Raw genomic sequence first — 25270 nt, forward strand, 5'->3', positions numbered from 1 at the left:
TTATGTTTGCAACGTTGCCGCACCCATTATGCGCGGAATGTTACACAAAACATCACGGTTCCATACAGCGGGAATACTCGCACAAAATGAAGTCTTCACATGGACACATGTGCGTTGCACGGTGCCGGTCAGTCTGCGCTTTTGCGAATACGCGCCATACGGCTTTCACCGCTTTCATCACCAAAGCAGTCATCAAAATCGTCGCATTCGGAACAGACGGGAACGCTACACAGCCGGAACCCTTCATCACGGCAGATCATGCGGAACAGGAATTTTTTCCACTTCATGTCACCTGTATTCCGGCTGGCCAGAGGCTCAAAATAGCGCTCCATAAGCCAGGACAGTTCGCGCCGTGAGCGCAACCCCAGATCCTGCCACAGATGGTTGGGGGCCATGGCGCGGCGTGCCACCATATCGGCCAGTAGCAGTTCGCGCTCGTCCCCCGTAGTGGCCCTGCGCAAGAGGTCGCGCAGGCAGTTTTCATCCTCCTCCAGTACAGGCTCGACCTGACTTTCAAAAGATTCAAAAAGTGCATGCACGGAAGGAAACACCTGCGCCACAAGATGGCTCAGCCGCGCCCCTCCTACACCCAGCGTTTCCGATGGCAGGCAGTTGCGCTCCTTGGCATCCGCCAGACCAACGGCCAGTATGGAAGCCAGAACATGTGCATCAAAACCTTCACACATGTCTCCGTGAACAGCCGCCATCAGCCAGGCATGAATATCTGCTGCTCCCATAACCAGTTCCTCCGAGTTTATCAGACTGCTATGTGGGTCTGGCAGTTGGTCGGACATACGCGGGCGCAGGCACCGCACCCCACGCAGGCACCTGCATCGTCCATAGCCATGACGCGACGATCAATATCGTCTTCGTCTTCCTCGTCATCCACAATTTCGCCTTCGTCATTCACACCGCGTAGGGTCATTACGCCGCGACCGCACACCTTGTAGCAGCGGCCACAACCAATACACACACCGGGGTCTATGGCGTTCAGGTAGGACGGGGTCCAACTGCGGCCATCTCGCGTTGTCGCACTCATGCTTAAGCCTCTTTTTCTTCCAGCGCACGCAGGGCCGTGCGACGTGCCTCCAGAGTGGCGTATGCATCATGCGCACGGGCAGCCACTTCGGGAATATTGGTCCAGCCAATAGGCAGATCTTCCGACAGGTCATGCAGGTCCATTTTGGCCTTGACCGCCCGCGACGAAAGTTTTTTGATTTCGGCGCGCAACTCCTCAATATCAGACATTATTTTCTGTCCTCTCACGCATTGGCGACATCGGGATATTCCCCGATAACATCAAGGGCCATACGGACCGCCTTCATACCTTCGTTCGACAGTGCTTCAAGATTTTCAAATCCGAAACGATGCACATCACGCAGGGTTTTTGAGAATATGACCAGTCTGCCCGTTGTCAGGATCACACGGCCAAATCCCTCATGGCTCATTTTCATCATGGGGGATGCCATCAGGCCGCAATTCTGTTCCACCGCCAGACCAACCGCCTGATAAAAATGCTCCACCCGCGAGATAACATCCGGGTCAGGATCGCTAATGATCGGCATGGCGCGTTTTTCTTCCCGGCTGACAATATAATCACGCAGCAGCCATTCATCCGGTTTGTTCTCCCACGCGCCAAAGGAATCTTCCGCACGGATGCGCCCGATTAACGCCCTGAGAAAAGGGCTTTTCATCGGGTCTTCTTCCTGCACCAGAGTCGCTGGTGACACTTCGTGAGACATATCAGTCGTCCTCATCCAGAAAATCCATTGAGCGTTTGACGCCCATGGCCTTGCGCAGCCACGGTGGGGGATTCCCCACCATCATGGTCTGCACCCGTTCAATGACCGAGGGGATGCTCTCAGGGTTAAGCAGCTTGACCGGGTGAATATGCGCCCGCACGACCTTGGCTGCCGCGGGGCCACCAATAGCGAGCACAAAAAGAAGGTTACACCCCGCGAGCGCCTCCACCTTGGGGCCGATCCGGTCATCCCCCTCGGTCTGGTGCGCGCCACTTTCATCCGAGACATCATCAAAAGCCACGGCCTCAACAAACCGCGCGTTCTGTGGTGTCACATCCCAGATTGCAAAACGCTGGGCCGAACCAAAATGCGCGTTAAGGGACTTCATGTCCCGCGTGGCAATCGCAATCCTCAGGCGCGGCGCATCCTGCGGCAGTTCGCCCTGCGTATCGTTCTGTGCTGTGTCAATGAGTTGCAAATGTACCGCTGGCATGACGCCCCTCCTCAGTTGTAATGACTGGTGCTGGAATGGCACTTCCAAAATCTTCCGGCCTGTGTTCATGGCTCTCGCTAAGGAACTGGTTGGCCACACGGAAGATAAGCGAACGTGTGCCGCGATAGCCCACCGTTTCCTCATGCGAGACACCAAGCCGGTCAAAGATTGGAAAACCTACACGCATCAACGGCACGCCAAGCCGTGCGGCGGCCTGCCGACCGTGGCTGTGCGTCACGAGCAGGTCCGCTCCCGCCTGTGCCGCACCGTCCTCCAGATCCATCAGGTCCCCTACAATCACATTCTCAACCGGAATGCGCTGTAGGTTGCGGTTGCCCCCAGTAGAGGCAATGGCAGTTACGACCGACGCACCCATGCCCGCAAAAAACTGCGATAGACTGAACAGCAGGTCCGGGTCTGCGGCAATAGCCACCTTTTTGCCGCCAAAATGAAAATGCCCGTCCAGCATGGCGTCTACCAGTTGCGCACGGTGCCTGCGCAGGCGGCCCGGAACCGGTTTGAGCGAAAGCCGTGCCAGTAAAGAGACAAGCCGGTCCGATGGTTCCAGACCTGTTAGTGTAGGAAACACTGTTGCGGGCACGCCTGTCATGGCTGTTAACGTGTCCGCTGGCGTACGCATGTGCTCGCCAATGGCAATGGTGTGTACTGCACGCGCCATATTCGCTATTTCCGATAGCGACGTGCCACCAAGGGAGGTCGGCACCCAGCTCTCCGCAATATGTCCATCAAGCGAGTAGGAAACATCTGGCAGGATAACTGGATAAAATCCAAAACTTTCAATAATTTCACGCAATGCTTCAATATCAACCGGTGTCTGGTGCACACCGGGCAGCACATTGATCTGCTGGAATGAGCGGATTGATGGCGACCACGGTTCAACAAGGCGGTTAATGATCGCGGTAGTGGCACTTGCCCAGCCGTCCTCCAATGCTCCGGCATAATCCGGGGTGGAGGCCAGCACCACCTTTGTCTCCGCAAGCTCCGGGTTCCGCTCCATAATCAGACGTAGATCGCCCTCACTATCCTCCCCCCGCGTTTCCACAAGGGCTGTGGTCGCAACACCGATAAAGCCCGGCTTCATGCGTCTGGCCAGCGTTAGAAGCGCTTCTTCCAGATTAGATGCCCCCCCCCAGCAGGTGGCGACCTCGTCCATGGCGGTTGTCTGGAGGGGGATCGCCTCCTTGAAGTGCCTTACAGACAACACTAGCGCAAAGGAGGTACATCCCTGCGCGCCATGGAAGAGGGGAATCCCCTTTTCAATCCCCAGATAGGCAAGGGCCGCACCCAAGGGTGCGGAAGATTTGAGTGGATTAAGAGAGACCGCCTTACGGCGCTGGATAACGGTCGCCATTGTATTGTCCCTTATCCGATTGGTACGAGGGCTGGTACGCCTTCATCATCAAACTCCGCCTCGCCATCTTCCTGCTCCCAAGGGGCAAGTCGCCTGACGTCCTCCCACACCGGGTTGGACAGGGAGGCATCCAGTTCCCGAACAAGTGTGACCATGCCATCGTACCCGGCAAAGGCATGGTGGCGCTCCTGGTTAATATCCAGCCACGGCGTACGGGCCTTGAGTGCGACAAACTGCGTGCGCCCGCCGGAAAGCAGAATATCCGCGTCCCCGCGCCGCAATTGAGCGTACATCTCACGCGGAGGAATGGAACTGACCATATGGGCATCCCCACCCATAAGATCCTTGATTTTCTGTTTGTCGTTGTCTGTCGACTTCCGAACAGACGTGCTGACAATCACCATCCCCATTTCCTGCAAAGCAGAGACGATTGACCAGGATTTAACTCCACCGGTGTAAAGCAGAACCCGCTTGCCAGCCAACCGCTCACGGTAAGGTTCCAACCTGCTCCAGGCTCTTTGTTCTTCCGCCTTGATCAGGCCTTCGGTACGGTCAATCAGATCCGCCTCTGCTCCACGCGCAACCAGCATCCGTGCCAAATTACGCAGAGCATCCGATGTGTCACCAATCCCGTAAAAAGAGCCTTCAAAATACGGAATCCCCCACCGCTCTTCCATCTTTCGGGCCACATTAATCAAGGCCGTGGAGCACACCATCATGTTAACCCGTGCACGATGCGCGGTAGCAACCTCGTGGTAACGGGCATCCCCGGTAATGCAGGCATTAAGGCGTATACCCAGTTGCTCCAGCAGGGGTTTGACCTGCCACAACTCCCCGGAAAGATTATATTCCCCTAAAATATTGATATCTGTGGGCGTACTGCGTTCAGGCTCCATGGTCCCGATCACATGATCAAGCAGAGTCTCCCCCGCCAGTTTGTTCCCCAGATTTTTGGACCCGACAAAACCCGGCGCGTTAATGGGAATGCAGGGTGTGCCGAATTTTTCGGTAGCATGGTGGCAGACGGCATTAATATCGTCGCCAATCAGGGCGGGCACACAGGTTGAATAAACAAAAATAGCTGGCGGCGTGTAACGTTCAATCACTTCACGGATGGCGCGATAAAGGCGCTTTTCGCCATTACCCATAATAATATCTGTTTCGGTAATATCAGTCGTGGCACCAATACGGTACAATTCAGGCCCGGACGTTGCGGCGTGACGATTGTCCCAGCCATTTCCCTCACAGGCCAGTGGGCCATGCACCAGATGCACAACATCCGTTATGGGCTGGAGCGCGATCTTGGCACCGTCAAAAGCGCATCCGCCCGCAGCAGCACCGGGCTGGAGCGGCTTGGAGCATCCCTTTTTACGGGCCTTTTCACCTTTGGCCACGTTTGTATCGCAACCTGGCTCATCAAAGAGCGCGGTTATCTTCGCGTTCAGGGACTCCGCCATGCCCATTCTCCTATGAGAGGTGCCCCGTTCAAACCTGAACGGGGCAGGGTAAAAGACGTTTTTAACGCGTCAGATCGAAGGAATAGTCCGTAACACCCGGATCCATCGTGTCCTGATCCAGACAATCAAAGATTTTATCGAGGATTGTCACCAGAACACGCAGACCACCCTGATAACCCCATACGGGGAAACGGTGATGATGATGGCGATCAAAGATCGGGAACATCAACCGGATCAGAGGCGTTTTGGTATCGCGTTCCAGATACTTGCCGTAGGAGTTGCCGATCAGCAGATCAACCTCTTCCGTCGCCAGCAACGAACGCATGTGCCATAGATCACGCCCACCCCAGGCCTTGCAGCCTGCACCGAATGTCGAACTGTCAAACAGCGCCTGCATCTGGGCTTCCCAGGCCTTGGACCCGTTTGTTGCAAGGCAATGCTTGGGCTCGCCACCTGTTTCAAGCACGAAGCGCGCCATGCCATAGACAAAATCCGGATCGCCATAAATGGCGTAGGTTTTGCCGTGCAACCAGGACTGGCTATCCGCCATGGCGTCCACCAGACGACCACGTTCAAGTTCCAGAGCTTCTGGCACTGGCTTGCCCGTCAGTTCGGAAATACTGCTCAGCAGGTCATCGGTCCCGCCAACACCAATCGGATAGTGCAGAGACTTTGTTTTCTGGCCAAAACTGGCTGCATAATCGAGCGTTTTGGGTGTGCAATATTCCTGCAAGGACAGCGTGGCCGAAGCATTGACCGCATTTTTGGTCGCTTCAATCGGCGTGCCGCCATCATACATGCGGAACTCACCATCCGAGGGTGTGTCAAACTGGTCGGACACATCCGAAAGGATCGTATAATCCACGCCCATCAGATCCAGAACACGCTTGAGCTCGCGGTTGTTGCCAACAGCAAAACCATCAAACCCCGGAATAATGTTCAGAGAGCCATTGGGTTTGGCTTCCTTACCCTTCCAGAAATGATCCAGAATGCCCTTGAGCATATTGTCGTAGCCGGTCACATGGCTGCCAACAAATGCCGGTGTGTGGGCAAAAGGAACATCAAAGTCTGCCGGAACAGACTCTTTATCCTTCGCCGTAGCAATAAAGGCATTCAGGTCATCGCCGATCACTTCCGCCATGCAGGTGGTGGAGACGGCAATCATTTTGGGCGAATAAAGCTTGTAGGTATTCGCCAGCCCGTCAACCATGTTGTTCAGGCCACCAAAAACAGCGGCATCTTCCGTCATGGAGGAAGACACAGCAGAAGATGGTTCCTTAAAATGGCGTGACAGATGCGAGCGATAATACGCCACACAGCCCTGCGAACCATGCACGAAGCTCATCGTGCGTTCGAAACCGGACGCCACGAACACAGCACCCAGAGGCTGACACGCCTTGGCCGGGTTAACACTCAGTGACTCACGGGCAAAATTCTTTTCCCGGTAGTCCCAGCTTTTTGTCCAGTCAGCAATCTGCGTGACCTGCTCAACCGGAGGCATGTTCTCGAACTCGGCCTTGCGAGCGAGCATGTCTTTATATTCAGGTTCCCGAAACAGCGGCGCGTGGTCGAGAATCTTGTCAGCGGACTGTGGCATTGTCCTTGCTCCTCTTCAGGTCGTGGGTGCGCCAGACGGCACCACACGCTTGTTCAGTTCATTTTTAAGAAACAGCGTCAGGCTGCTTCTTTTTTCCAGGGTGCCTTGAACAGCCCCCAGACCGGGTTGTTGATGGCCAGATCCATGTCACGCGCGAAAATCGCAAAGCCGTCGTAGCCATGATAGGGGCCGGAATAATCCCATGAGTGCATCTGACGGAACGGAATACCCATTTTCTGCACAGGATATTTTTCCTTAATGCCAGACCCGACAAGATCAGGGCGCATGCCTTCAATAAAGCGCTCAAGCTCGTAGCCGGTCACGTCATCATAGATCAGCGTGCCTTCGCGCACGTAGTGGCCAGTGCGCTGGTAGTCATCACTATGTGCGAATTCGTAACCCGTGCCGGTAATGACCATGCCCAGATCATCATAGGCATTCACCACGTGGCGCGGACGCAGACCGCCCACATAGAGCATGACCGTCTTGCCTTCGAGGCGCGGCTTGTACTTTGCCAAAATAGCGTCAACCAGAGGCTGATATTTGGCAATTACCCGTTCCGCGTTCGCCTGGATCGTCTCGTCAAACAAGGCTGCGATCTTGCGCAGGGACGCAGCAATCTGGGACGGACCAAAGAAGTTATATTCCACCCAGGGAATATTGTACTTCTCTTCCATGTAACGGCAGATGTAGTTCATGGACCGGTAACAGTGGATAAGATTGAGCTTGGCCTTGGGCGCACGCTCCATCTCGGCCAACGTTGCATCACCCGACCAGTTACCAACAACCCGCAGCCCGATTTCCTCAAGCAGAATACGGGAAGACCAGGCATCGCCACCAATATTGTAATCACCAATGACATTGACGTCATAAGGTGTTGTCTCAAATTTGTCTTCAGATCCATCCTGATTGAACACCCAGTCACGAATGGCGTCATTCGCAATATGGTGACCAAGGGACTGAGAAACACCACGAAAACCTTCGCACCTTACGGGAACAATGGTTTTTCCGGTTTCTTTCTTTTTCTTGCGCGAGACGGCTTCAATATCGTCACCGATCAGGCCGATCGGGCACTCGGACTGAATGGAAATACCTTTGGCAAGCGGGAAAAGCTCATCAATTTCATCAATGATTTTTTCAAGCTTCTTGTCGCCACCAAAAACAATGTCACGTTCCTGAAAATCGGAAGTGAACTGCATGGTCACGAATGAATCCACGCCTGTATTACCAATGTAGTAATTCCGACGCTGCGACCAAGAATACTGTCCACAACCAACAGGTCCATGGCTGATATGGACCATGTCCTTGACCGGCCCCCAGACCACACCCTTGGAACCGGCATAAGCACAGCCGCGAATGGTCATAACACCGGGAATGGACTTGACGTTCGACTTGACGTCACATTCACTCAGGGCACCTTCTGCCTTTTCTTCGGCATCAGGGGTCGTGGAGACGCTCAGATGCTTCTGACGGCGCTTGCGGGATTTATCCGGATACGCTTCCAGAACCTCTGCAATCAGGCGTTCAGGCAGCGTGGGGTCGTTGATGGTCCCTTCATCGAGGCTCATCGTCTTTACTCCTGGGTTTCGAGAGCGAAAAGCCTGACGGGCACGGGACTACCCGACCCGCCCGGCTCAGGATCACGCTGTTGCAGCGGCGGTTTTTGCGGCTTCCTTGGCGGCCAGTTCGGCCAACTGCTGTTCCTCGGTTTTCATGATACCGAATTCGAGCAGCATTTCTTCCAGCTCTTCCATGGTGATCGGGGTAGGAATGGTGCCCTGACCCGAGTTTTCATGGATTTTGCGGGCCAGTTCGCGGTATTCCGCAGCCTGCTGGCTTTCGGGCGCGTATTCGATAACAGTCTGGCGGCGCAGTTCGGCATGCTGCACGATGTTGGCGCGCGGCACAAAATGGATGAGCTTGGAGTTCAGGCGCTTGGCCAGCGCATCGGCCAGATCATACTCACGGTCGGTCTGACGTTCGTTGCAGATCAGCCCGCCCAGACGCACGCCGCCAGAATGTGCATATTTGAGAATACCCTTGGCGATGTTGTTGGCGGCATACAGCGCCATCATTTCGCCGGACATGACAATGTAGATTTCCTGCGCCTTGTTTTCGCGGATTGGCATAGCAAACCCGCCGCACACCACGTCACCCAGCACGTCGTAGGAAACGTAGTCTACATCATCATAGGCACCATTTTCTTCCAGGAAGTTGATGGACGTAATAACCCCACGCCCAGCGCAGCCCACGCCTGGTTCTGGACCACCGGATTCAACGCATTTGATGCCGTTGTAACCAACTTTGAGAACGTCTTCGAGTTCAAGGTCCTCCACGGAACCCGCTTCGGCGGCAAGGCTGAGAACCGTGTCCTGTGCCTTGGCGTTCAGAATCAGACGCGTGGAGTCAGCCTTGGGATCACACCCAACGATCAGGATCTTCTGCCTCATCTCAACGAGAGCGGCGAGCGTATTCTGGGAAGTGGTCGATTTTCCGATCCCTCCCTTGCCATAAAAGGCGATCTGGCGAAGCTTACCCATGATTTCGGTCCTGTATTGATGGAACTGCCTGTTTCGGACAACGCGTCCGACACACCCTGTAATCTCGCAAATACTGTGCCAAACGCCCCTCGGCACGGACCAGAAAAACTGAAATAAATTAAAATGAAGTCCAGACCATTCTTAAAATTTTTAAAAATACCGTAGGTAAATAATAGATTTTTTATAAAGGTAACGAAAATTCTATAAAATCAGATATTTTGGAGCTTTATGCAGGATTGCTAACATAATCGAGCCCAACAAGTGGCAGATTCAGGCGGGTAATCTGCATTTCCTCCAGAAACCGCAGTTCATTACGGGTCAGCTCAATATCTGGCAGAATAGCATAGTGCGGCCCTGCCGAACGTTTTAAGATCTGCCGTGCATAGGAACGCAGCATCTGATCATCAAACCTGCACCCTAAAAACAAAAACCCGACAGATGTACGACGCCGCTGCACAATGTCAGGAATCGGCGTCTGGATGTCGAGTTCTGTCAGCACTTCGACATAGTCTGAATCAGCGACCAGAAAGTGATGGGCGGGAGAAACCGAACCATGCGGTTTGTAGAGAAGGGTTTTCCAGTCTACTGCATTTTGCATGGCGACCGAATCTCCCTGCGCGTCATATGCACGATACCAGGTAAAGTCACGCACACCTGTCCGTGGCGTACCCTGCACCTCGCCCCAGCGGTCTCCCGCTACACAACCGAGAGCCACACGCATAATCCCATCGTACCATGTATCAACGATCATGGAGGGCGCGCTCGCTGCCAGACTGAAATGTAGCGGAGAGGGCGCAATAGGCTGACCAAACGCACGGTCCATCAGCGAATCGAGTGTCTGACGGTGGCGTTTGCTCTCTATATACTGGGCAGCGGCCCACGGATTACCCCGTGCACGTTTGGGCAAAGCGACATGCCTGCCAAAAAAATCCGCAAGCTCCTTTGTATTGGACGGAACAATACTGTCTGCTTCCTTACTCTGCCCACTGGTTTGCGCTGACTGCTTTTGCAGATCAAGGGCAATAGCCGTCATACCCGGTCCAAGATAAGGTACCAGATGCCCAGCACTGATACGCGCAAAAAGATGATCCCAGCCGATCATACGCCTTCCTCCTCGCCAATACGGCGCGCATTGACCGTTATCGGCAGTTTTGTGTCGTTTTCCATGGAAGGAAGTTCGAGCACCCAACCGTTTTTAAGCCGGACCCAGCCACCCCATAATGTTTCTTTTTCCTGCGCAACCACCAGTTGCTCAAGATCCTTTTTGGGCACATAAACCGACAAACCCCGGTCATTACGGCGCAACATCACCTTCATGGCACATTCCTATTCTCAATTTCCGCATGCAGTTCACGCGCCCGCATGCCAACAATTGTGCCGCGTTCCACAAACTCTACTGCGTAAATATAGTACCGCTGCAAGAACACACCGATATCCCGCACGTAGCCAATATCACCCTTGTGAACGAGCATTTCTCCGATCTCACGGCCGGCAAAAGTTCCGTCATTTTTGACATACCGTGTCGCCCGGACCTTGGTACCGGGCATAAAAACAGGCTTACCGCGTGTTTCTATTTCTTCCTCACGCCCCAATCCCATGATCTTCCTCTCCTGAATTGCGACCCGGCTTTTCCTCGGCAAGACGCCGCGCCACCAGATCACAAATGATTTTCTCATCATCGTTCTCCAATGTTGCGAGCATCGGATATGGCAATCTTTCAATTGACGTAAACCGGACCCGAATATCGTGATCATGTGCGAGTTGGAGCAACAGTCCCTCCTGCGCACGGGTGGCGACAATCTGACGTACCGTTGGCTCGGGATCTGCCGCTAACGCGGGTAAATATTTAAGATCAATACCCCGTGCCACCCAACGGCGCACATCTGGTTCGGGATCATGCACGGCACTCACAAGGCTGGTAGCGGAGAGACGCCTTACAACAATAAGGCGAACAAACCAGTCCTCATCAGCAAGCATTTTCAACAATGCCGCTCCACTCAACCGACTTGCCACGGCAATACGGACCCGCCGGTCCGGGTCTGCCATCAACGCTTCAATCCGCACGGTTGGCAGACGCAGGGCAACACCTGCGCGCACTTCGGCATCGGGGTCGTCTATCAATGCTGGTAGCCGAAAAACCGATGCAAACCGCACGGCTAACGTACGGACTTCAAAATAAGGATGATCCAGATAGTCGTTAGCACCTGATGGATTTTCACGAAAAAATCGCTCTATCCTGCGTGCGCGTGCATCGCGCACACACACACGCCCACGCCTGCACCGACCATCGCGGTGCAGTTCCTCATGCCTACAGCCTTGGCACTGGAGCTTATGACCGAGCCAGTCATGCGGTTCGGCCGTCTCCCAGGCGGAAATATCCCTGGTCTGATCGTCTCCGTTGGCATGATCTGGCACGGCTTTTGGGGTCCTCAGGCCGGAATGCAGGTCTTGGGTACCGGGCATACCGCAGCACATTGCGGAACATCAAACTGCCCCTCGCATTCAGTGCATTTTTTGGCATTGATCACATACAGATCATTCTTGAGAGAAATTGCCGCATTGGGGCATTCAAATTCACAAGCACCACAGACAGTGCACTGGGACGTAACAATTTTGTAAGACATAACTTCAACCTTTCAAAAAAATCAATATGGAATCAGGCACTCTGGCGCTGTTCCTGTTGCCCATTGACCTGTTCGTACCAATGGCCGATCCCCTCTTCGATCCATTCGAGGGCATAGTCATCCGTCGCAACAATGCCTGCCGCAGCCAGAGACTCTTTGGGGCAGTCGCCAATTTTTCCGCACAGAACAGCACTCACGCCTTCAAGGGCTGCTATCACTCCATCCAGAGTTGCATCTTCCCCCCAACCGCCTTTGCAATACTGTTCGGTTTTGCGGTGCCCAACAAATTTGATGCCATGGGTCGAGATCTCGTAGATCTGAAACTCCGTGGCATGGCCGAAATGCTGGTTGATGCGTCCCCCCCCTTTTGTCGCAATTGCGACCAGAGCAGACGGGGCTTGTTGAACATCAACCAAAGACTCACTCGCCGCACGTTTGGCAGCTTCATGTTCGCCGCGCATTTCAGCCACAAGTGTCTGATAGTTCACCCGACGCGACGGATCGTAAGCAACATTCTCCGCCAACTGGTCCAGAGTGAATTCCTGACCACGGTCCTCGCCCAAAAGCCCTACCGCGTCAGCGCGGCACTGCCTGCAATGCCGCATGAGCTTTGCGCCGCCCTCCAACTGGTCCTGTAGCGCCTTCAGTTCGGCAGGAGTTGGGCCGCGCTGACCGGTCAACCCATAATGGGTGCCATGTGCAGGATCGGAAATAAGGGGCATAATATTATGTAGAAATGCGCCTTTTTCCTTCACAACCCGATTGACTTCCAACAGGTGTGTATCGTTCACACCGGGGATCATGACCGAATTGATTTTTGTGAGAATGCCCCGTTCGGTCAGCATCTCCAGTCCCAGCATCTGGCGTTCATGCAGGATTTTTGAGGCATCCAGACCCGTCCAGCGCCGGTTTTTATAAAAAATCCACGGGTAGATCTGCACACCAATCTCTGGATCAACCATGTTGATGGTAATTGTGACATGATCGATGTTCATGCTCGCAATTTCATCCACATGATCGGGCAGAGCCAGACCATTGGTGGACAAACACAGTTTGATATCTGGTATATCGGCCGAGATCAGACCAAACGTCTCGCGTGTTTTTTTCCAGTCGTAACACGCATCTCCCGGCCCTGCGATGCCGAGCACGGAAAGCTGCGGAACCTCATTGGCAACGGTAATAACCTTGCGTTGTGCCTGATCTGGCGTCAGTTTTTCCGAAACAACGCCCGGCCGACTTTCGTTGGCACAATCATATTTGCGGTTACAGTAGTTACACTGAATGTTACATGCTGGAGCCACAGCCACATGCATTCGCGCAAAATAATGATGCGCTTCCTCCGAATAACACGGATGATCCTTGATCTTTGCCCATATTTCCTCGGGCATGGAATCCGGTTTATCAGAACTCCCGCACTGAGACGACGAGCACCCGCCTGAGAGCGCTTCTCGCATGGTTTCCGCACCACTGTCTGCAAAATCTTGCAGACCGATCAACTGCCCGGCCATCTGCCCTTCTCCCCTTCATTGGTAAGAAGAAAGACGCAAAATTCATGCCAAGCTGATCTACCATCATCCAAAATATGATCAGAGACGTTAGAAAGACCACTGCACGGCAAAAGCTACGGCGACCACAAATGCCTGCCCGCTCCATGCCACAACGCAAAGCCTCTCCCGAGCACGACCATGGTGGAAGTCTTGGTTTATTATGTATCCGACTTTAGAACTTCTTGATTGGTATTCCATTTTTACGCAAAGCGTAACCTACCTGCCGCGGCGTCAACCCCAGAATACGCGCAGCTTTAGCCTGAACCCAGCCAGCCTTTTCCATTGCATCTTCAAGGATTTCCTTCTCCGAACGCACCGATGACGGTGCATCAACCGGAGGAGACGATGGTGATGGTGGCACTTCTTGCAAAGAGAGCAGGAGTGGCTCCTTGGCGGGGGGAGTTACAGCTTTATCCGCTCCCCCTACCTGCCACAGAACGGAAGAAAGACATCCTTCGCTATGGCAGGCAAAGTCATCCTCACCAATAACAATCCCGCGTGAAAGAGTCGCTGTTCTTCGAATACAGTTTTCCAATTCACGCACATTACCCGGAAAATAGCAGCCGCTTAGAACCGAAAGTCCATTGGGATCGATCTGTAATTCAGTCCCATTTTCCTGATTAAAGCGATCCAGAAATTCCTGTGCCAGCAAAGGAATATCTGTTGGCCGCTCGCGCAGGGATGGCAGAAAAACTGGAATAACACTTAGCCGATAATAAAGATCCGCGCGGAATTTTCCTTTAGTAACCGCATCTTCCAGATCTCGGTTTGTAGCGGCCACAATACGCACGTTCACTTTTAATGTCCGTGTTCCCCCCACCCGCTCAAATTCACCCTCCTGAAGAACACGTAAGAGCTTTGCCTGAAAAGACGCTGAAATTTCTCCAATTTCATCAAGAAACAACGTACCACTATCTGCAAGTTCAAAACGCCCCTTGCGGGCCGTAACTGCTCCGGTAAACGCACCTTTTTCATGCCCGAACAGTTCAGATTCAAGAACCGTTTCCGGCAAAGCCGCGCAATTGAGCTTGATAAAAGGCGCTTTAGCACGAGGGGAGGACTGATGCAGAGCCCGCGCGAACACCTCCTTGCCCGTACCGGACTCCCCACGCAGGAGGACGGTGGCATTACTACGCGCCACAATACGAATTTTTTCCATGACCGCCGTAATTGCGGGGCTTTCCCCCACAATTCGGACATCCGCCATATCAGCCGGAGTTGTTACCCCCAGCTTGGCGACCTCGGTCCGGCGGTCCAGATCTCCCATAAGTCTTTCGCGGTCACGCTCTACCAGCCTGTGCAAACGAACAGTCTGCCCGATCAGGTTACCCACCATGGCGAGCAGGCGCGTATTCAACGCAATAACCGGAGAATCTGGCGAAAAAGCCTTACAATCCACAACAAGGATTCCAATAATTCCATCCCGTCCTGGAATGGGTACGCCAATTAAGCCGACCTGCCGTGGATTTACCGCCCATGCGGGTTTTGCGCGAAAACCAATTGTCTGGTCATTTGCAATATCAGGAACAATCAGAGGCGCTTTGTGTGTGACAATATGGCCCAGAACACGTTCGGGCATGGACATGAAGTAGTCACGGGAAATAACGGGGTCTCCATGCGACCCCACAATCCGCTCCACCCTGTCACCCTCACCGAGCAACACACACACACACGCGTTCATATCAAGAAAATTCTCAAGTGTTGCAAACACCTGAACAAGCATCACGCCAAGCTCAATGGGAGAGCACAGTATCCGGGAGATTTCATACAGTCCCGACAGAGCTACCTCGGCACTCGTTTCCGTTATGCCCGTTGTAGCAGACATAATGCCCTGACTGTCTTTTCGTAGCGTCATGTCATGTTTCCCGCAACCGTATTACCACCCAGCCGGTTATGTGAGCTTGCGACATCGCCCCCACAGCATACTATGAAACGATTCCGAAATGAATAGAGGTATTAATATACCCTTTGTGGAGTCCATAGTTGAAAAAACATTATTTCATTTCATAAATTTTTATAATGATTCTCAAGTATTCTTGAATGGTTTCAGGCGAATATATTCATGCTCCACCTTACCCACCTCTACCACGCAGCAAATTTTTCCGTTTTCTGACGAAAGATGGCGGTATGTTCAGGATATCCCTATATTTAGCAACTGTTCTCCGTGCGATAACAATGCCTTTCTCCCGCAGAAGACGCACAAGATCATCATCTGAAAAAACCGACTTGGGTTCTTCTTCTGCAACCAGACGCCGGATAATTTCGCGCACTGCCTCCGCACTATGTGCCTGCTGGGTATCGCCCGCAAGAACAGAAGAAAAGAAGAAGCGTAGAGCAAAAATTCCTTGTGGGGTGGTCACCGCCTTACCCATAACGGCTCTGCTGACTGTGCTTTCATGCACACCAACTCCCTCCGCCACATCCTTAAGTGTAAGAGGCACAAGCCCCGAGGCGCCATGCACAAGGAAAGCTTCCTGCCGCCGAAAAATTTCCCGCGCCACACGTAACAACGTGTTGCAACGCAGTTCCATCCCACGGACCAGCCAGTTAGCCTGTGTATGCCACTGGTCCAGAAACCATGTGACCTGACGATCCTGTTTACGCACCGCCTGCCCCCGCAGGCTGACCCGTGTCTGAAGGTCGTGCACCAGCATGACACGTGGCAGAGTCTGGGCATTCAGTTCCACAACCCAGTCCCCATGTCCGTCAGCGCTGACAATAAGATCAGACATACGCACCGGCAGCATCTCAGCACCGGCATCAAACCCGGGTTTGGGATTAAGCCTTTTCAGCTCGGCAATCATGCCATCCAGCGTTGCCTTATCTACCTGACACTGCCTGCCCAGACGCGACATTTCCCCACGCGCCAAAGTATCCATATGATCAAGCAGCTTTTCCATCGGCCCATCCAGACAACCGCGTTCCTGAAGCTGCACTGCCAGACATTCACGCAAGGACCGTGCGAATATCCCCACCGGCTCAAAGCGCATCATATTCAGGCGAACACGTTCAATTTCCTCCGCCGGTCGCCCCGTGCGTTGCGCAAGCACGTCCACACTCTCCGACAGACGGCCAGCGGCGTCCAATGCCTCGATCAGATAGGCGCCAATCAGCATATCCTGCTGGCTGGCCGTGGACAGGCGCAACTGCTCGTATAGCTGATCCGTAAGGGAAAGCGGCACATCAGGCAGACGCGCAGTACCATCGTCCTCTCTCTGACTACCCTGGGAGAACATGTCCATACGTCCACGCTCAAAACGTGGAGCAAGTGGTGCGGCAGGATCAACTGAAGGAAGCTCAAGAAAAGGGTTGGAGGCCGCCTGCTCCTCCAGATAAGCCTGCAGGTCCGCGTTTGTAAGGTGGAGCAAATGGAGCGCCTGACGCATCTGTCCATTCATGAACAGACCGTGGCTTTGCCGCATTTCCTGACCTTGCAACATCAGCCTTCATCCCGCTTTGCCATACGCATGTGGCAGAGAAGAGTACTTCCCATCAACATCGACACGAGCAGTCCCTCCCGTTGTTTCATGAAACGTTGTTAGGAAAAACGTTTCATGAAAACGACGCAAAAACCGTGCCAGTTTTTATGGAATTATGAAAATTCTCCTTATCCCGGCGGCTCGGCCAGTGGTGTTATTCAATCAACGCCCACCATTACGTCCGATGCCTTGATAACGGCGTAAACGGGTTCGCCATCTTTCAGGCCAAGTTCAGCCACGGCTTCGTTGGTAATAGCCGCCATGACAATGGCGCCGCCGTCAATTTCGATGCTAACATGAGATGTTGTCGCACCTTTTTCAATCTTGCTGACTTTGCCTTTGATCTGGTTGCGTGCGCTAATTTTCATTGTTTTCTCTCCAAATTTTTATCAGATATCTATTCCCATTCGGATATAGATATAGTATTCAAGGAACTTTCCTGCTCCCAGTCCATACACTGCCATTTCCTGACCGTAATGGCCTACAAAATTTTCTGGCTCTCAAGAAGAATTTTTTTAGCTTATCAGCCAACAATATCAAAATCTGGCGGAATAGAATGATCCACCACCCCAGCAAGCCCGAACACCTACAAAAGCACTCCACACCTTACCATTTTGGCACGTTTTTTGCGTTATTACGGACACATGCCACTGCAGGAGACTTGCTTATGAACGCATTTCGTTCCGATTTCGACACGGATGGCATGAACCTGACATTCCGCCCAATCCGCCTGCCGCTCCTCTGCTTTATTATGGCAGGGCCTCTCCTCCCCACAGTGGCTCGGGCTGAGCAGGCCCGCATGGCCATTGCCGCAAACTTTATTGGTCCGACCAAGGAACTGATTGCAGACTTCATGCAAAAAACTGGTGATGTGATTATTCCCAGCTTTGGCTCCAGCGGCCAATTCGTGATCCAGATCGAACAGGGCGCTGGCTATGACGGATTCTTGTCCGCGGACGAAGCCAAGCCAGAAAAACTACTCAAGGACGGGTTTGGCGTGGAAAAAAGCCAGTTCACCTACGCAATTGGCAAACTGGTGCTGTGGAGCAATACCCCGGCTTACCCGGCGAGTGAGAGCACATTGCGGGCCGCGCGCTTCAGCCACCTTGCCCTTTGCAAGCCCGACGTCGCCCCATATGGCGCAGCCGCCGTAGCGACACTCAAACAGTTACGCCTTGAACAGATCCTCCAACCCCGTATTGTCATGGGGCTGGACATTGCTCAGGCTTATCAGTTCGTCCAGAGCGGTAATGCAGAGTTGGGGTTTGTCGCCCTCTCCCAGTTGCACAACAAGTCTGCTGGCACAATCTGGGTTGTGCCGTCCAATCTTTACCCACCCATCCACCAGAATGCCCTTTTGCTCCGGCAGGGGGAGCAGAACCATGTTGCCCGCGCTTTTCTTGCCTACCTGCAAAGCAAGCCCGCACAGGCCATCATCGCGACATATGGATATGACATGCCATGATGGGACCAAACGCCATGTTTGACCCCAACAGCATCTTTACTGCCCTGCGTCTTAGCGTAACACTGGCTCTCGTAACGGTAGTCATCGCGGTCAGTATTGGCATTCCTCTTGCTTGGTGGCTGGCTTACAGCCGCAACTGGTGGCGCGATGTGTGTTCCAGCATTATCACTCTGCCTCTGGTGTTACCCCCAACGGTCTTAGGTTTTTACCTTCTTCTCGCTCTCGGACCATCGGGCCTTGGTGCAGTGGCAGCCCACATAACCGGCAGATCAACCTTTGCATTCAGCTTTGCCGGTTTGACCATTGGCTCCGTCATTGCCGCACTCCCCTATATTGTACAGTCCACCCAAGCTGCGTTTGAAACCATCGGCCACAAACCAATTGAAATCGCCTACACACTACGCACGCCCCCATTGCGGGCATTCCTGAGTGTCGCTCTTCCGCTGGCCGCTCCGGGCATTATAGCTGGAGCCGTTATTGCTTTTGCCCATACAATTGGTGAGTTTGGTCTGGTGCTCATGATCGGGGGGGATATTCCCGGCCAGACCCGCCTTTTATCCATCATGCTTTTTGATAGTGTGGAAACAGGAGACTGGGCCTCCGCCCATGCCATAGCCGGAGGCATGGTGGCATTCGCCTTTATGATCATTCTGATCCTGCGCTTAACACAAAAACGCCTGACCCCCCGGACCTGATGATGTGTGCCCAACCTTTGCCCCCCGCCCTGTCTATCCATTTTCAAGGCCCCATAGACCAGCTTGATATGAACATCAGCTTTGACATTGCTGCGCCGGGGGTAACGGGGCTCAAAGGCCCTTCAGGGTGCGGCAAAACCAGTCTGCTCCGCGGGATTGCTGGCCTGCACCATTTTCCACAAGGCTACTGCCGGCTGGGGCATGAGGTATGGCAGGACATAACGGTGTTCCTCCCCCCATGGAAGCGACCCATTGGTTATGTACCTCAGGATGGTGGACTTTTTGCCCATCTGAGCGTCAAAAAAAATCTGCTCTTTGGCATGCGTTTTATTGTTCACAAGGAACGCTTTTTGCACGAAATTGTGGATGCCCTGCGCCTACAGCCATTGCTGGAGCGCAAGACACACGCGCTTTCTGGCGGCGAGCGCCAGCGTGTAGCCATAGGCCGCGCACTGTTAACACAACCCAAGCTCCTGCTGATGGACGAACCCCTCTCTGCTCTGGACCTTGATATAAAAACTGATATTATCTCTTATATAAAAGAGTTTTTAGAAAAATATAAAATACCTACACTCTATGTGTCCCATGATGCGGAGGAGTTACGCATGGTCGCCACCCAACTCCTTGACTGGCGCTCAATACAGAAAAACTCCACCTAAGACACAGCATACCATACCCAAAAACCAAATATGCCGTGGCCCTTTCCGGTAACATGCACCCTATAGTTCTCAACAAACTCACACACATCAGAATACGAAATGACATTCTGATGTTGGGCTTATAATTAGTACAGATTGTAAATTTTGGTGCCTATACGGCAATCTTATTCTCGCGCATATCCACCCCAAAAATAGAAATGTGCTTTTTTGGGGGGATACAAAAAGTAGAGAAGTTCATATATATACCTTCAGCAATGATCTTCAGTCTCGATTTTAAAGAAGTTGGTTCTCATAAATGCAAGCGATCTCCCCACAACAGAGAGGAAATATCCCATCTCTTACGATCGTTGTTCCTTGCTATAACGAGGAGGAAGTTTTCTCCTTTTGCTTATCCGAGCTTAAATCTCTTTTAGAAAACAGCATTCAGGCAAAAAAAATTAGCGCGCAAAGCCATATCCTGTTTGTGGATGATGGAAGCCGTGATGGGACCTGGTCACTGATTGAGCAAGCCGCTCAAGCAGATAATCTGGTGCATGGGGTCAAGTTATCCCGTAATCGCGGGCACCAGATTGCCCTGATGGCGGGCCTATCCTGTGTTGATACAGATATCTGCGTCAGCATTGATGCGGATTTGCAAGATGATATCGGCTGCATTCCCCAAATGGTTGAAAAATACATGGAGGGGAATGAAATTGTCTACGGTGTCCGCGCCGACCGCTCCAGTGACAGTTTTTTTAAAAGATGGACTGCAAACAGCTTTTATAAACTCATGGAGACCATGGGTATCCAGCAGGTCGCCAATCATGCTGACTTCCGGCTACTAAGCCGCCGGGCCCTGCATAGCCTGCTCCAGTTTGAAGAACAGAATATATATCTGCGTGGCATGGTGCCTTTATTGGGGTATAAAACCGCACAGGTTTTTTATGCCCGCAAGGAACGTCTGGCAGGCGAATCAAAATATCCATTTTACAAAATGCTCTCTCTGGCCATCGAGGGCATTACATCCCTGACCATAAAACCATTACGGTTTATATCTATACTCGGCGCAGTTACCTGCTTTTTTTCTATTATTATTAGCATTCTTGTCATTATACAAAGATTCAATGGCTATGTTTTTCCCGGATGGGCCTCCGTGGAAATTTCGATCTTTTTTCTGGGTGGCGTACAACTGCTCTGCCTTGGCGTGATCGGTGAATATATTGGCAAAATTTACATGGAAACCAAGCACCGACCCAAATTTTTCATTCAAGAGAAAATATAGTTCTGGGTCTTACGCACAGATAGCGAACAAGAAGAATGCACTCCAAAAAGAACAAATCGCCTGTTCATACAAATATTATTTGAGTGAAATATAAATCTATTTTCTTTTTATTTCACTCAATTATCTTTCAGAGCCAATTCCTCTCTGTTCGCCCCGACTATTCTTTTGACCAGCCAGTCTATAAATTTACGAGAGGCTTCTACCGGATCGTCCCCGTAGTGGCATTGCTCATGCCACTGAGCGGCCTCTGAGCCTTCCAGCCCCTGTGCGGCCAGCCAATGCGTAATCAGGCAATGACGTAAAGAATGTTTGCTCGCACTCTGCCCACCACGCGTGGACATCCAGTGGTATGCCAGCACGCCCAGATCACTCACCAGTTCCTTGGTATGCCTACAAGCGTTCGCTTTTACTCTGTAAGCCTCATACCATTTGGCAAAATGCTCTGGCGGCATGGGGGGAGAAATGCCATAGCCCTGACCATAACGGCAGCCCAGATGGTAGATGGCTTCAATAACATCATCATCTTCCAACCCTTCCACAATCACCAGTTCATGAAAATCGGTCCCCATATCCAATACGGACTTGACCATGCTGAACGTCTGGATTGGCGCTGTACGAATATTGCGCAAAAGGCCCTGATCGACCTTGATAATATCAAACGGCAGGGAAGAAAGACGCAGCAGATTACTATAACCCGACCCCAGATCATCAATTGCGATCTTGACACCCACCGCCTTGAATTTCTGGATTGCTATGTCCTGTATGGTTGGGTCGATCATCTGGGTTTCCAGCAGTTCAACCGTTAACTGATCAGGCCGAATGTTATAACGCTTTAAAGCGCTTTCAACCCATGCAGGACCATCCTCGTTCAAAAGGTAGGTGGGAGGCATATTCACGGCAAGGTTTATAACCTGCCCATTATTCTGCCACCGCTCCAACAGGCTCAGACATTCCTCCAACCCCATATGGAAGAGCCTGTCCAGTTCGTTCTGCCCCAGTAGGGACAAAAAGCTTCCCGGCTCAATAATGGTGCCATTTGTATCCTGAATACGAACAAGTGCTTCAACTTCCAGCAGTTCTCCGGTGCGCAGGTTAACAATTGGCTGCACGTACATCCGCAGTCCATCGCTAAACAGCCTGTCCCGTAGGTAACAGGACTGCTCCTCCGTTACCGCGGAACCACGCGGGAAGCAGCAGCGCATCCACATCTGTTCCCAGCGGTGTTGCAGACTACGGGCAAACTGCTGCATCCGCTGGGTTTCAAACTGGTTCGGACACGCCCCAAACAGGGCCAGCACAACCGCAACTTGCTCCTCTTCCATGGAAACCGGAATACTAATGGAGGAGCATATACCCAACGTTTCCATCATACCGCGCCAGGGAGCAGCATTTGGGGCGGTGGAATAGGAGGCACAGGTCTGCTGCTGTCGTGTACGCCACGCAAGTCCGGTCACGGAATTACCAAATACCGACTGCGCACTCACAACAGGCTGGCTGATTTTCTGTTTCAATTGTTCGGTCAGTTGGGCACCGGCACTCCCGCCACTATGCTCAACGACCAACTCACCGGCCGGATTCATGCGAAAAAGCAGAACAGCCTGAATACCCGGCAGGCTCCCCAGTGCTTCTACCCCCTGCCCGCTAACATCTGGCCAGACACAACCGGCAACAGGCAAACGGTTGGATAAGAGGGAGAAATATTTTTCCTCAATACCCTGTCCTGCCTCAAGCTGCGCGCCTTTGTCATCTTGCAAGCGCATTTCGGTCGTGAGGAGAATATGGTACCTGTCATAGGCGCGCAGCAGGGCCTTATCCAGACTATCGATCAATAAACGCCTATAAATACTATAGGCTTCTCCCAACAAAGCGGGAGAAATACCGCACAGCATATGAATGGTGCCCAGCTTTTTTGCCTGCTGCAAAATATCCTGCCGCTGCGTTTGGGCACCGAGCAGAAAATCCAGATGTGCAGCCTGCCTTTGCTTGAGGTGTTCAAGCTGGTCTGGTGTCAGCACTGACAGAATAGTCTGCGCTTCGCTCATTTTTGCCAGACTGTCGTAAAAACACTCAATAAAATTCTGCCGTATCCGCGTCAGAAAGGTTTTGGCGCGTGTCAGCAGTTCCGCAGCTTCTGGTCCATATGGGTTGAAGGTCACCTGCTCCACGGCTTCTTCTGCGGGTAACTGCCGGGTATTGCTGGCCATGCACCACCAGTTCTGGCGGCTGGCCTTGTTCTGCTTGGATAAATACATGGCGGCATCGGCCCGCCGCAAAAGCGTATCCGGGTCTTCTCCATCAACCGGATACAAAGCCAGCCCCAGAGTCATGCCGACCATGGCGAACGAGTCATGCGTTACGGAAAAAGGCGTTTCCACAGCCTTGTGCAGATTGTCCAGAATTTTTGTAGCCTGAGTCACCTGCAAAAGTGGGTCCAGATTTTCCAGCACGATCACAAACTCATCGCCACCCAGACGGGCCACATAGTCCGTATGCCGGACATGCTCCTGCAAGCGGTGTCCAAGAGCCTGCAAAAGGCGGTCCCCCGCCTCATGCCCGTATCCATCGTTCACCAGTTTAAAATCATCAAGGTCCAGCATACCCACGGCAACCGAACTCCCCTGACGAACCGCACGGGCCATGGCCTGGGGCATATATTCCTCCAGCGCCAACCGGTTGGGCAGGCCTGTCAGCGGGTCATGCCGCGCGCGCCTTGGTTCCTCGTTCTGAAGTTTTTCCAGTCGTTTCTGTGCATCCAGCTTGTCCAGCGCATGGCCCAGCAGTTCCGCCACTTTCTGGCACAACCCGATGCACTGTTCATCGAACATATCCGTCCGGGCAGACACAAAAGAAATAACCGCCCAACGCTCCCCTCCGCGCCAGATGGGAACCGCCAGAACGGCACACCATTGGTTACGGCACAGAAAATCATACCACGGAGCGTTTTTCTGCTCGGCCAGTTCATTGTTGCTATAAACAAGGGTCTGTCTGTCCCATGCCTCCATGGCAACGGGGAACTGGGGCATGTTCTCATGAAAACTGAACTTCAGGTTGGCTATGCCCTGTGTTCCAGCCCCCATGCAGGAGAGGATATGCAACACGTCGGATGCATCTTTACGACCAATCCAGACCGCCTGAAACAGCGCATCGTACACCAGATCAGCGCATGTTTTATCGCACATCTCGCTTTCGGTGGAAGCCTGCAACACTGCATCGGCCGTGTTGAGAAGGGCACGATAAAGTCTCTGCACTAAATCCAGATTTGTTGCATTCCCCATAAAACAGACCAAAACCTTCCATAACGCCTATAACTTGCGTGGTAACCCTCTTCCACAACGGCACAAGAACCACTGCGATGCATTAGTACCCCTAAAATAAGAAGATTTTATAGGGCTATGCTATTACTGATCGAATATAATATATTTAATTATTAAATACATTCCCATAACAAAAGTCGCCATTACCTGTACTATCAGGCAAACTCACCCACTTTTTTTAACTGGTGATCATTCCATAACCACGTGTGTGGCAGGCATTATCCGATACCAAATTATCCAGCAAGCATCTTTAACCCACTACGGCCCGCAACACACAGTCGCACCACCAATACCCAAAAACCAGTTGATCAACACGCATATGGGCTACGGTGTGACAAACTCACCCAGCCCCTGCAAACCTTGTCTGACCATATGCACATACCCGCGCAAACAGCAGGGTATTCAGGCGGCTGGTTCTTTTTCTTTCGGCATTTCCATAACTTTAATGCAAGTGCTCAAAATCTTCCCGTTCAAAAAACTATCGCGGACAAGGCGGCGGGACACATCGGCGGGCTTATGCTGGCCATCTGAGCGGCGCATATTGTCATCGAGCACCACATTCCCCGTTTTTGGGTCAAAATACCCAAAATCGCATAGGTGTGGGTTTCTGATATCGGCCATAATATCGAACAGATGGCATTTATATTCCCCAATCCAGATTTCCGCTCCTTTACGGTTGGAAATATCGGGATAGTTGAATGTCAGCCCCCGGGCATGAAAAAAGTCAAAAATACCACCCATCAAGCACTGGGTTGCCTTGACCTCACGCGGGTTGAATTCAAAACCGTAATAAAAATGCTTCTGATAATGGATTTCGTCTGTGGGCAGATACTTCTGGTTAAACAGCCCCATGAACTTCTGCAGGCCGTTAGGGTTCGCTTTTACCTTCACGGGATCTTCGTGAAAAAGCGCTGTTCCACGATAATTGAAGAACACGGGAACAATAATATGTTTTGGGTTTTCCCACATGGGAAATCTCCTAAAGACCTGACCACACAATAAATAACCCTAGTCTGTTACGATTC

At 52.4% G+C, this 25270-nt stretch carries 25 protein-coding genes; 4 read left to right on the top strand and 21 right to left on the bottom strand.

Features of this window, described 5'->3' with window-relative positions; translation table 11 throughout:
* Window positions 1-128: 128 nt before the first annotated feature.
* From GOB86_RS02905 to GOB86_RS02995, 19 genes are all read right to left on the bottom strand, one after another.
* Window positions 129-737 carry a nitrogen fixation protein NifQ gene (locus tag GOB86_RS02905; RefSeq protein WP_165990885.1) on the bottom strand — a complete coding sequence of 203 codons (609 nt, stop codon included), beginning with the start codon at window positions 735-737 and terminating at the stop codon, window positions 129-131.
* A gap of 20 nt (window positions 738-757) precedes the next feature.
* Window positions 758-1039 carry a ferredoxin III, nif-specific gene (gene fdxB, locus GOB86_RS02910; protein WP_165990886.1) on the bottom strand — a complete coding sequence of 94 codons (282 nt, stop codon included), beginning with the start codon at window positions 1037-1039 and terminating at the stop codon, window positions 758-760.
* 2 nt (window positions 1040-1041) lie between these two features.
* Window positions 1042-1248 carry a CCE_0567 family metalloprotein gene (locus GOB86_RS02915; RefSeq protein ID WP_165990887.1) on the bottom strand — a complete coding sequence of 69 codons (207 nt, stop codon included), beginning with the start codon at window positions 1246-1248 and terminating at the stop codon, window positions 1042-1044.
* Window positions 1249-1262: 14 nt separating this feature from the next.
* Window positions 1263-1742 (bottom strand): NifX-associated nitrogen fixation protein, encoded by a 480-nt coding sequence (locus tag GOB86_RS02920; RefSeq protein WP_165990888.1) that lies wholly within the window; start codon window positions 1740-1742, stop codon window positions 1263-1265.
* Between the two features lies 1 nt (window position 1743).
* Entirely contained in the window at window positions 1744-2235 is a 492-nt protein-coding gene (nifX, locus tag GOB86_RS02925) for a nitrogen fixation protein NifX (RefSeq protein WP_165990889.1), read from the bottom strand.
* Complete coding sequence (gene nifN, locus GOB86_RS02930) at window positions 2207-3607, bottom strand: nitrogenase iron-molybdenum cofactor biosynthesis protein NifN (RefSeq protein ID WP_165990890.1); 1401 nt, start codon at window positions 3605-3607, stop codon at window positions 2207-2209. Before nifN ends, nifX begins: the two co-directional genes overlap by 29 nt.
* Before the next feature lie 11 nt (window positions 3608-3618).
* The gene (nifE, locus tag GOB86_RS02935) at window positions 3619-5064 is read right to left on the bottom strand and encodes a nitrogenase iron-molybdenum cofactor biosynthesis protein NifE (protein ID WP_165990891.1); all 1446 of its coding nucleotides are present in this window, start codon (window positions 5062-5064) and stop codon (window positions 3619-3621) included.
* A gap of 61 nt (window positions 5065-5125) precedes the next feature.
* Window positions 5126-6661, bottom strand: coding sequence for a nitrogenase molybdenum-iron protein subunit beta (nifK, locus tag GOB86_RS02940; RefSeq protein WP_165990892.1), 1536 nt, complete (start codon window positions 6659-6661; stop codon window positions 5126-5128).
* Window positions 6662-6738: 77 nt separating this feature from the next.
* The gene (nifD, locus tag GOB86_RS02945; protein ID WP_165990893.1) at window positions 6739-8229 is read right to left on the bottom strand and encodes a nitrogenase molybdenum-iron protein alpha chain; all 1491 of its coding nucleotides are present in this window, start codon (window positions 8227-8229) and stop codon (window positions 6739-6741) included.
* A gap of 72 nt (window positions 8230-8301) precedes the next feature.
* A complete protein-coding gene (gene nifH, locus GOB86_RS02950; RefSeq protein WP_165990894.1) occupies window positions 8302-9201 on the bottom strand; it encodes a nitrogenase iron protein in 900 nt (299 codons plus the stop codon).
* A gap of 226 nt (window positions 9202-9427) precedes the next feature.
* Entirely contained in the window at window positions 9428-10303 is an 876-nt protein-coding gene (locus GOB86_RS02955) for an SIR2 family NAD-dependent protein deacylase (protein ID WP_165990895.1), read from the bottom strand.
* On the bottom strand, window positions 10300-10518 hold the full coding sequence (nifT, locus tag GOB86_RS02960) for a putative nitrogen fixation protein NifT (RefSeq protein ID WP_165990896.1): 219 nt from the start codon (window positions 10516-10518) through the stop codon (window positions 10300-10302). The genes GOB86_RS02955 and nifT overlap by 4 nt, the downstream gene beginning before the upstream one ends.
* A complete protein-coding gene (locus GOB86_RS02965; protein ID WP_165990897.1) occupies window positions 10515-10799 on the bottom strand; it encodes a nitrogen fixation protein NifZ in 285 nt (94 codons plus the stop codon). Before GOB86_RS02965 ends, nifT begins: the two co-directional genes overlap by 4 nt.
* On the bottom strand, window positions 10783-11664 hold the full coding sequence (locus tag GOB86_RS02970) for a 4Fe4S-binding leucine-rich repeat protein (protein ID WP_165990898.1): 882 nt from the start codon (window positions 11662-11664) through the stop codon (window positions 10783-10785). Before GOB86_RS02970 ends, GOB86_RS02965 begins: the two co-directional genes overlap by 17 nt.
* Window positions 11631-11825 (bottom strand): 4Fe-4S binding protein, encoded by a 195-nt coding sequence (locus GOB86_RS02975; RefSeq protein WP_165990899.1) that lies wholly within the window; start codon window positions 11823-11825, stop codon window positions 11631-11633. The genes GOB86_RS02970 and GOB86_RS02975 overlap by 34 nt, the downstream gene beginning before the upstream one ends.
* Window positions 11826-11857: 32 nt before the next feature.
* Complete coding sequence (gene nifB, locus GOB86_RS02980) at window positions 11858-13333, bottom strand: nitrogenase cofactor biosynthesis protein NifB (protein ID WP_165990900.1); 1476 nt, start codon at window positions 13331-13333, stop codon at window positions 11858-11860.
* Between the two features lie 211 nt (window positions 13334-13544).
* The gene (nifA, locus tag GOB86_RS02985) at window positions 13545-15227 is read right to left on the bottom strand and encodes a nif-specific transcriptional activator NifA (RefSeq protein ID WP_242012464.1); all 1683 of its coding nucleotides are present in this window, start codon (window positions 15225-15227) and stop codon (window positions 13545-13547) included.
* 217 nt (window positions 15228-15444) lie between these two features.
* Window positions 15445-16812: an RNA polymerase factor sigma-54 gene (gene rpoN / locus GOB86_RS02990; RefSeq protein ID WP_165990901.1), complete on the bottom strand. Its 1368-nt coding sequence runs from the start codon at window positions 16810-16812 to the stop codon at window positions 15445-15447.
* 197 nt (window positions 16813-17009) lie between these two features.
* Window positions 17010-17219: a TOBE domain-containing protein gene (locus GOB86_RS02995; RefSeq protein WP_165990902.1), complete on the bottom strand. Its 210-nt coding sequence runs from the start codon at window positions 17217-17219 to the stop codon at window positions 17010-17012.
* A gap of 299 nt (window positions 17220-17518) precedes the next feature.
* Here GOB86_RS02995 and modA point away from each other — a divergent pair, with 299 nt between their 5' ends.
* The 4 genes from modA (at window position 17519) to GOB86_RS03015 (ending at window position 20931) form a co-directional block, all read left to right on the top strand.
* The gene (gene modA, locus GOB86_RS03000) at window positions 17519-18316 is read left to right on the top strand and encodes a molybdate ABC transporter substrate-binding protein (RefSeq protein ID WP_198912026.1); all 798 of its coding nucleotides are present in this window, start codon (window positions 17519-17521) and stop codon (window positions 18314-18316) included.
* Complete coding sequence (gene modB, locus GOB86_RS03005; RefSeq protein WP_242012471.1) at window positions 18313-19011, top strand: molybdate ABC transporter permease subunit; 699 nt, start codon at window positions 18313-18315, stop codon at window positions 19009-19011. The genes modA and modB overlap by 4 nt, the downstream gene beginning before the upstream one ends.
* Window positions 19011-19670: an ATP-binding cassette domain-containing protein gene (locus tag GOB86_RS03010; RefSeq protein WP_165990903.1), complete on the top strand. Its 660-nt coding sequence runs from the start codon at window positions 19011-19013 to the stop codon at window positions 19668-19670. The genes modB and GOB86_RS03010 overlap by 1 nt, the downstream gene beginning before the upstream one ends.
* Before the next feature lie 295 nt (window positions 19671-19965).
* Window positions 19966-20931 carry a glycosyltransferase family 2 protein gene (locus GOB86_RS03015; protein ID WP_165990904.1) on the top strand — a complete coding sequence of 322 codons (966 nt, stop codon included), beginning with the start codon at window positions 19966-19968 and terminating at the stop codon, window positions 20929-20931.
* A 116-nt stretch (window positions 20932-21047) separates the two neighbouring features.
* Here GOB86_RS03015 and GOB86_RS03020 read toward each other — a convergent pair whose 3' ends face one another.
* Together GOB86_RS03020 and GOB86_RS03025 are read right to left on the bottom strand one after the other, a co-directional pair.
* Entirely contained in the window at window positions 21048-24179 is a 3132-nt protein-coding gene (locus GOB86_RS03020; RefSeq protein WP_165990905.1) for an EAL domain-containing protein, read from the bottom strand.
* Window positions 24180-24647: 468 nt separating this feature from the next.
* Window positions 24648-25214, bottom strand: coding sequence for a hypothetical protein (locus GOB86_RS03025; RefSeq protein ID WP_165990906.1), 567 nt, complete (start codon window positions 25212-25214; stop codon window positions 24648-24650).
* Between the last annotated feature and the right edge of the window lie 56 nt (window positions 25215-25270).

It is taken from the genome of Acetobacter lambici (assembly GCF_011516885.1).
Taxonomy (GTDB): domain Bacteria; phylum Pseudomonadota; class Alphaproteobacteria; order Acetobacterales; family Acetobacteraceae; genus Acetobacter; species Acetobacter lambici.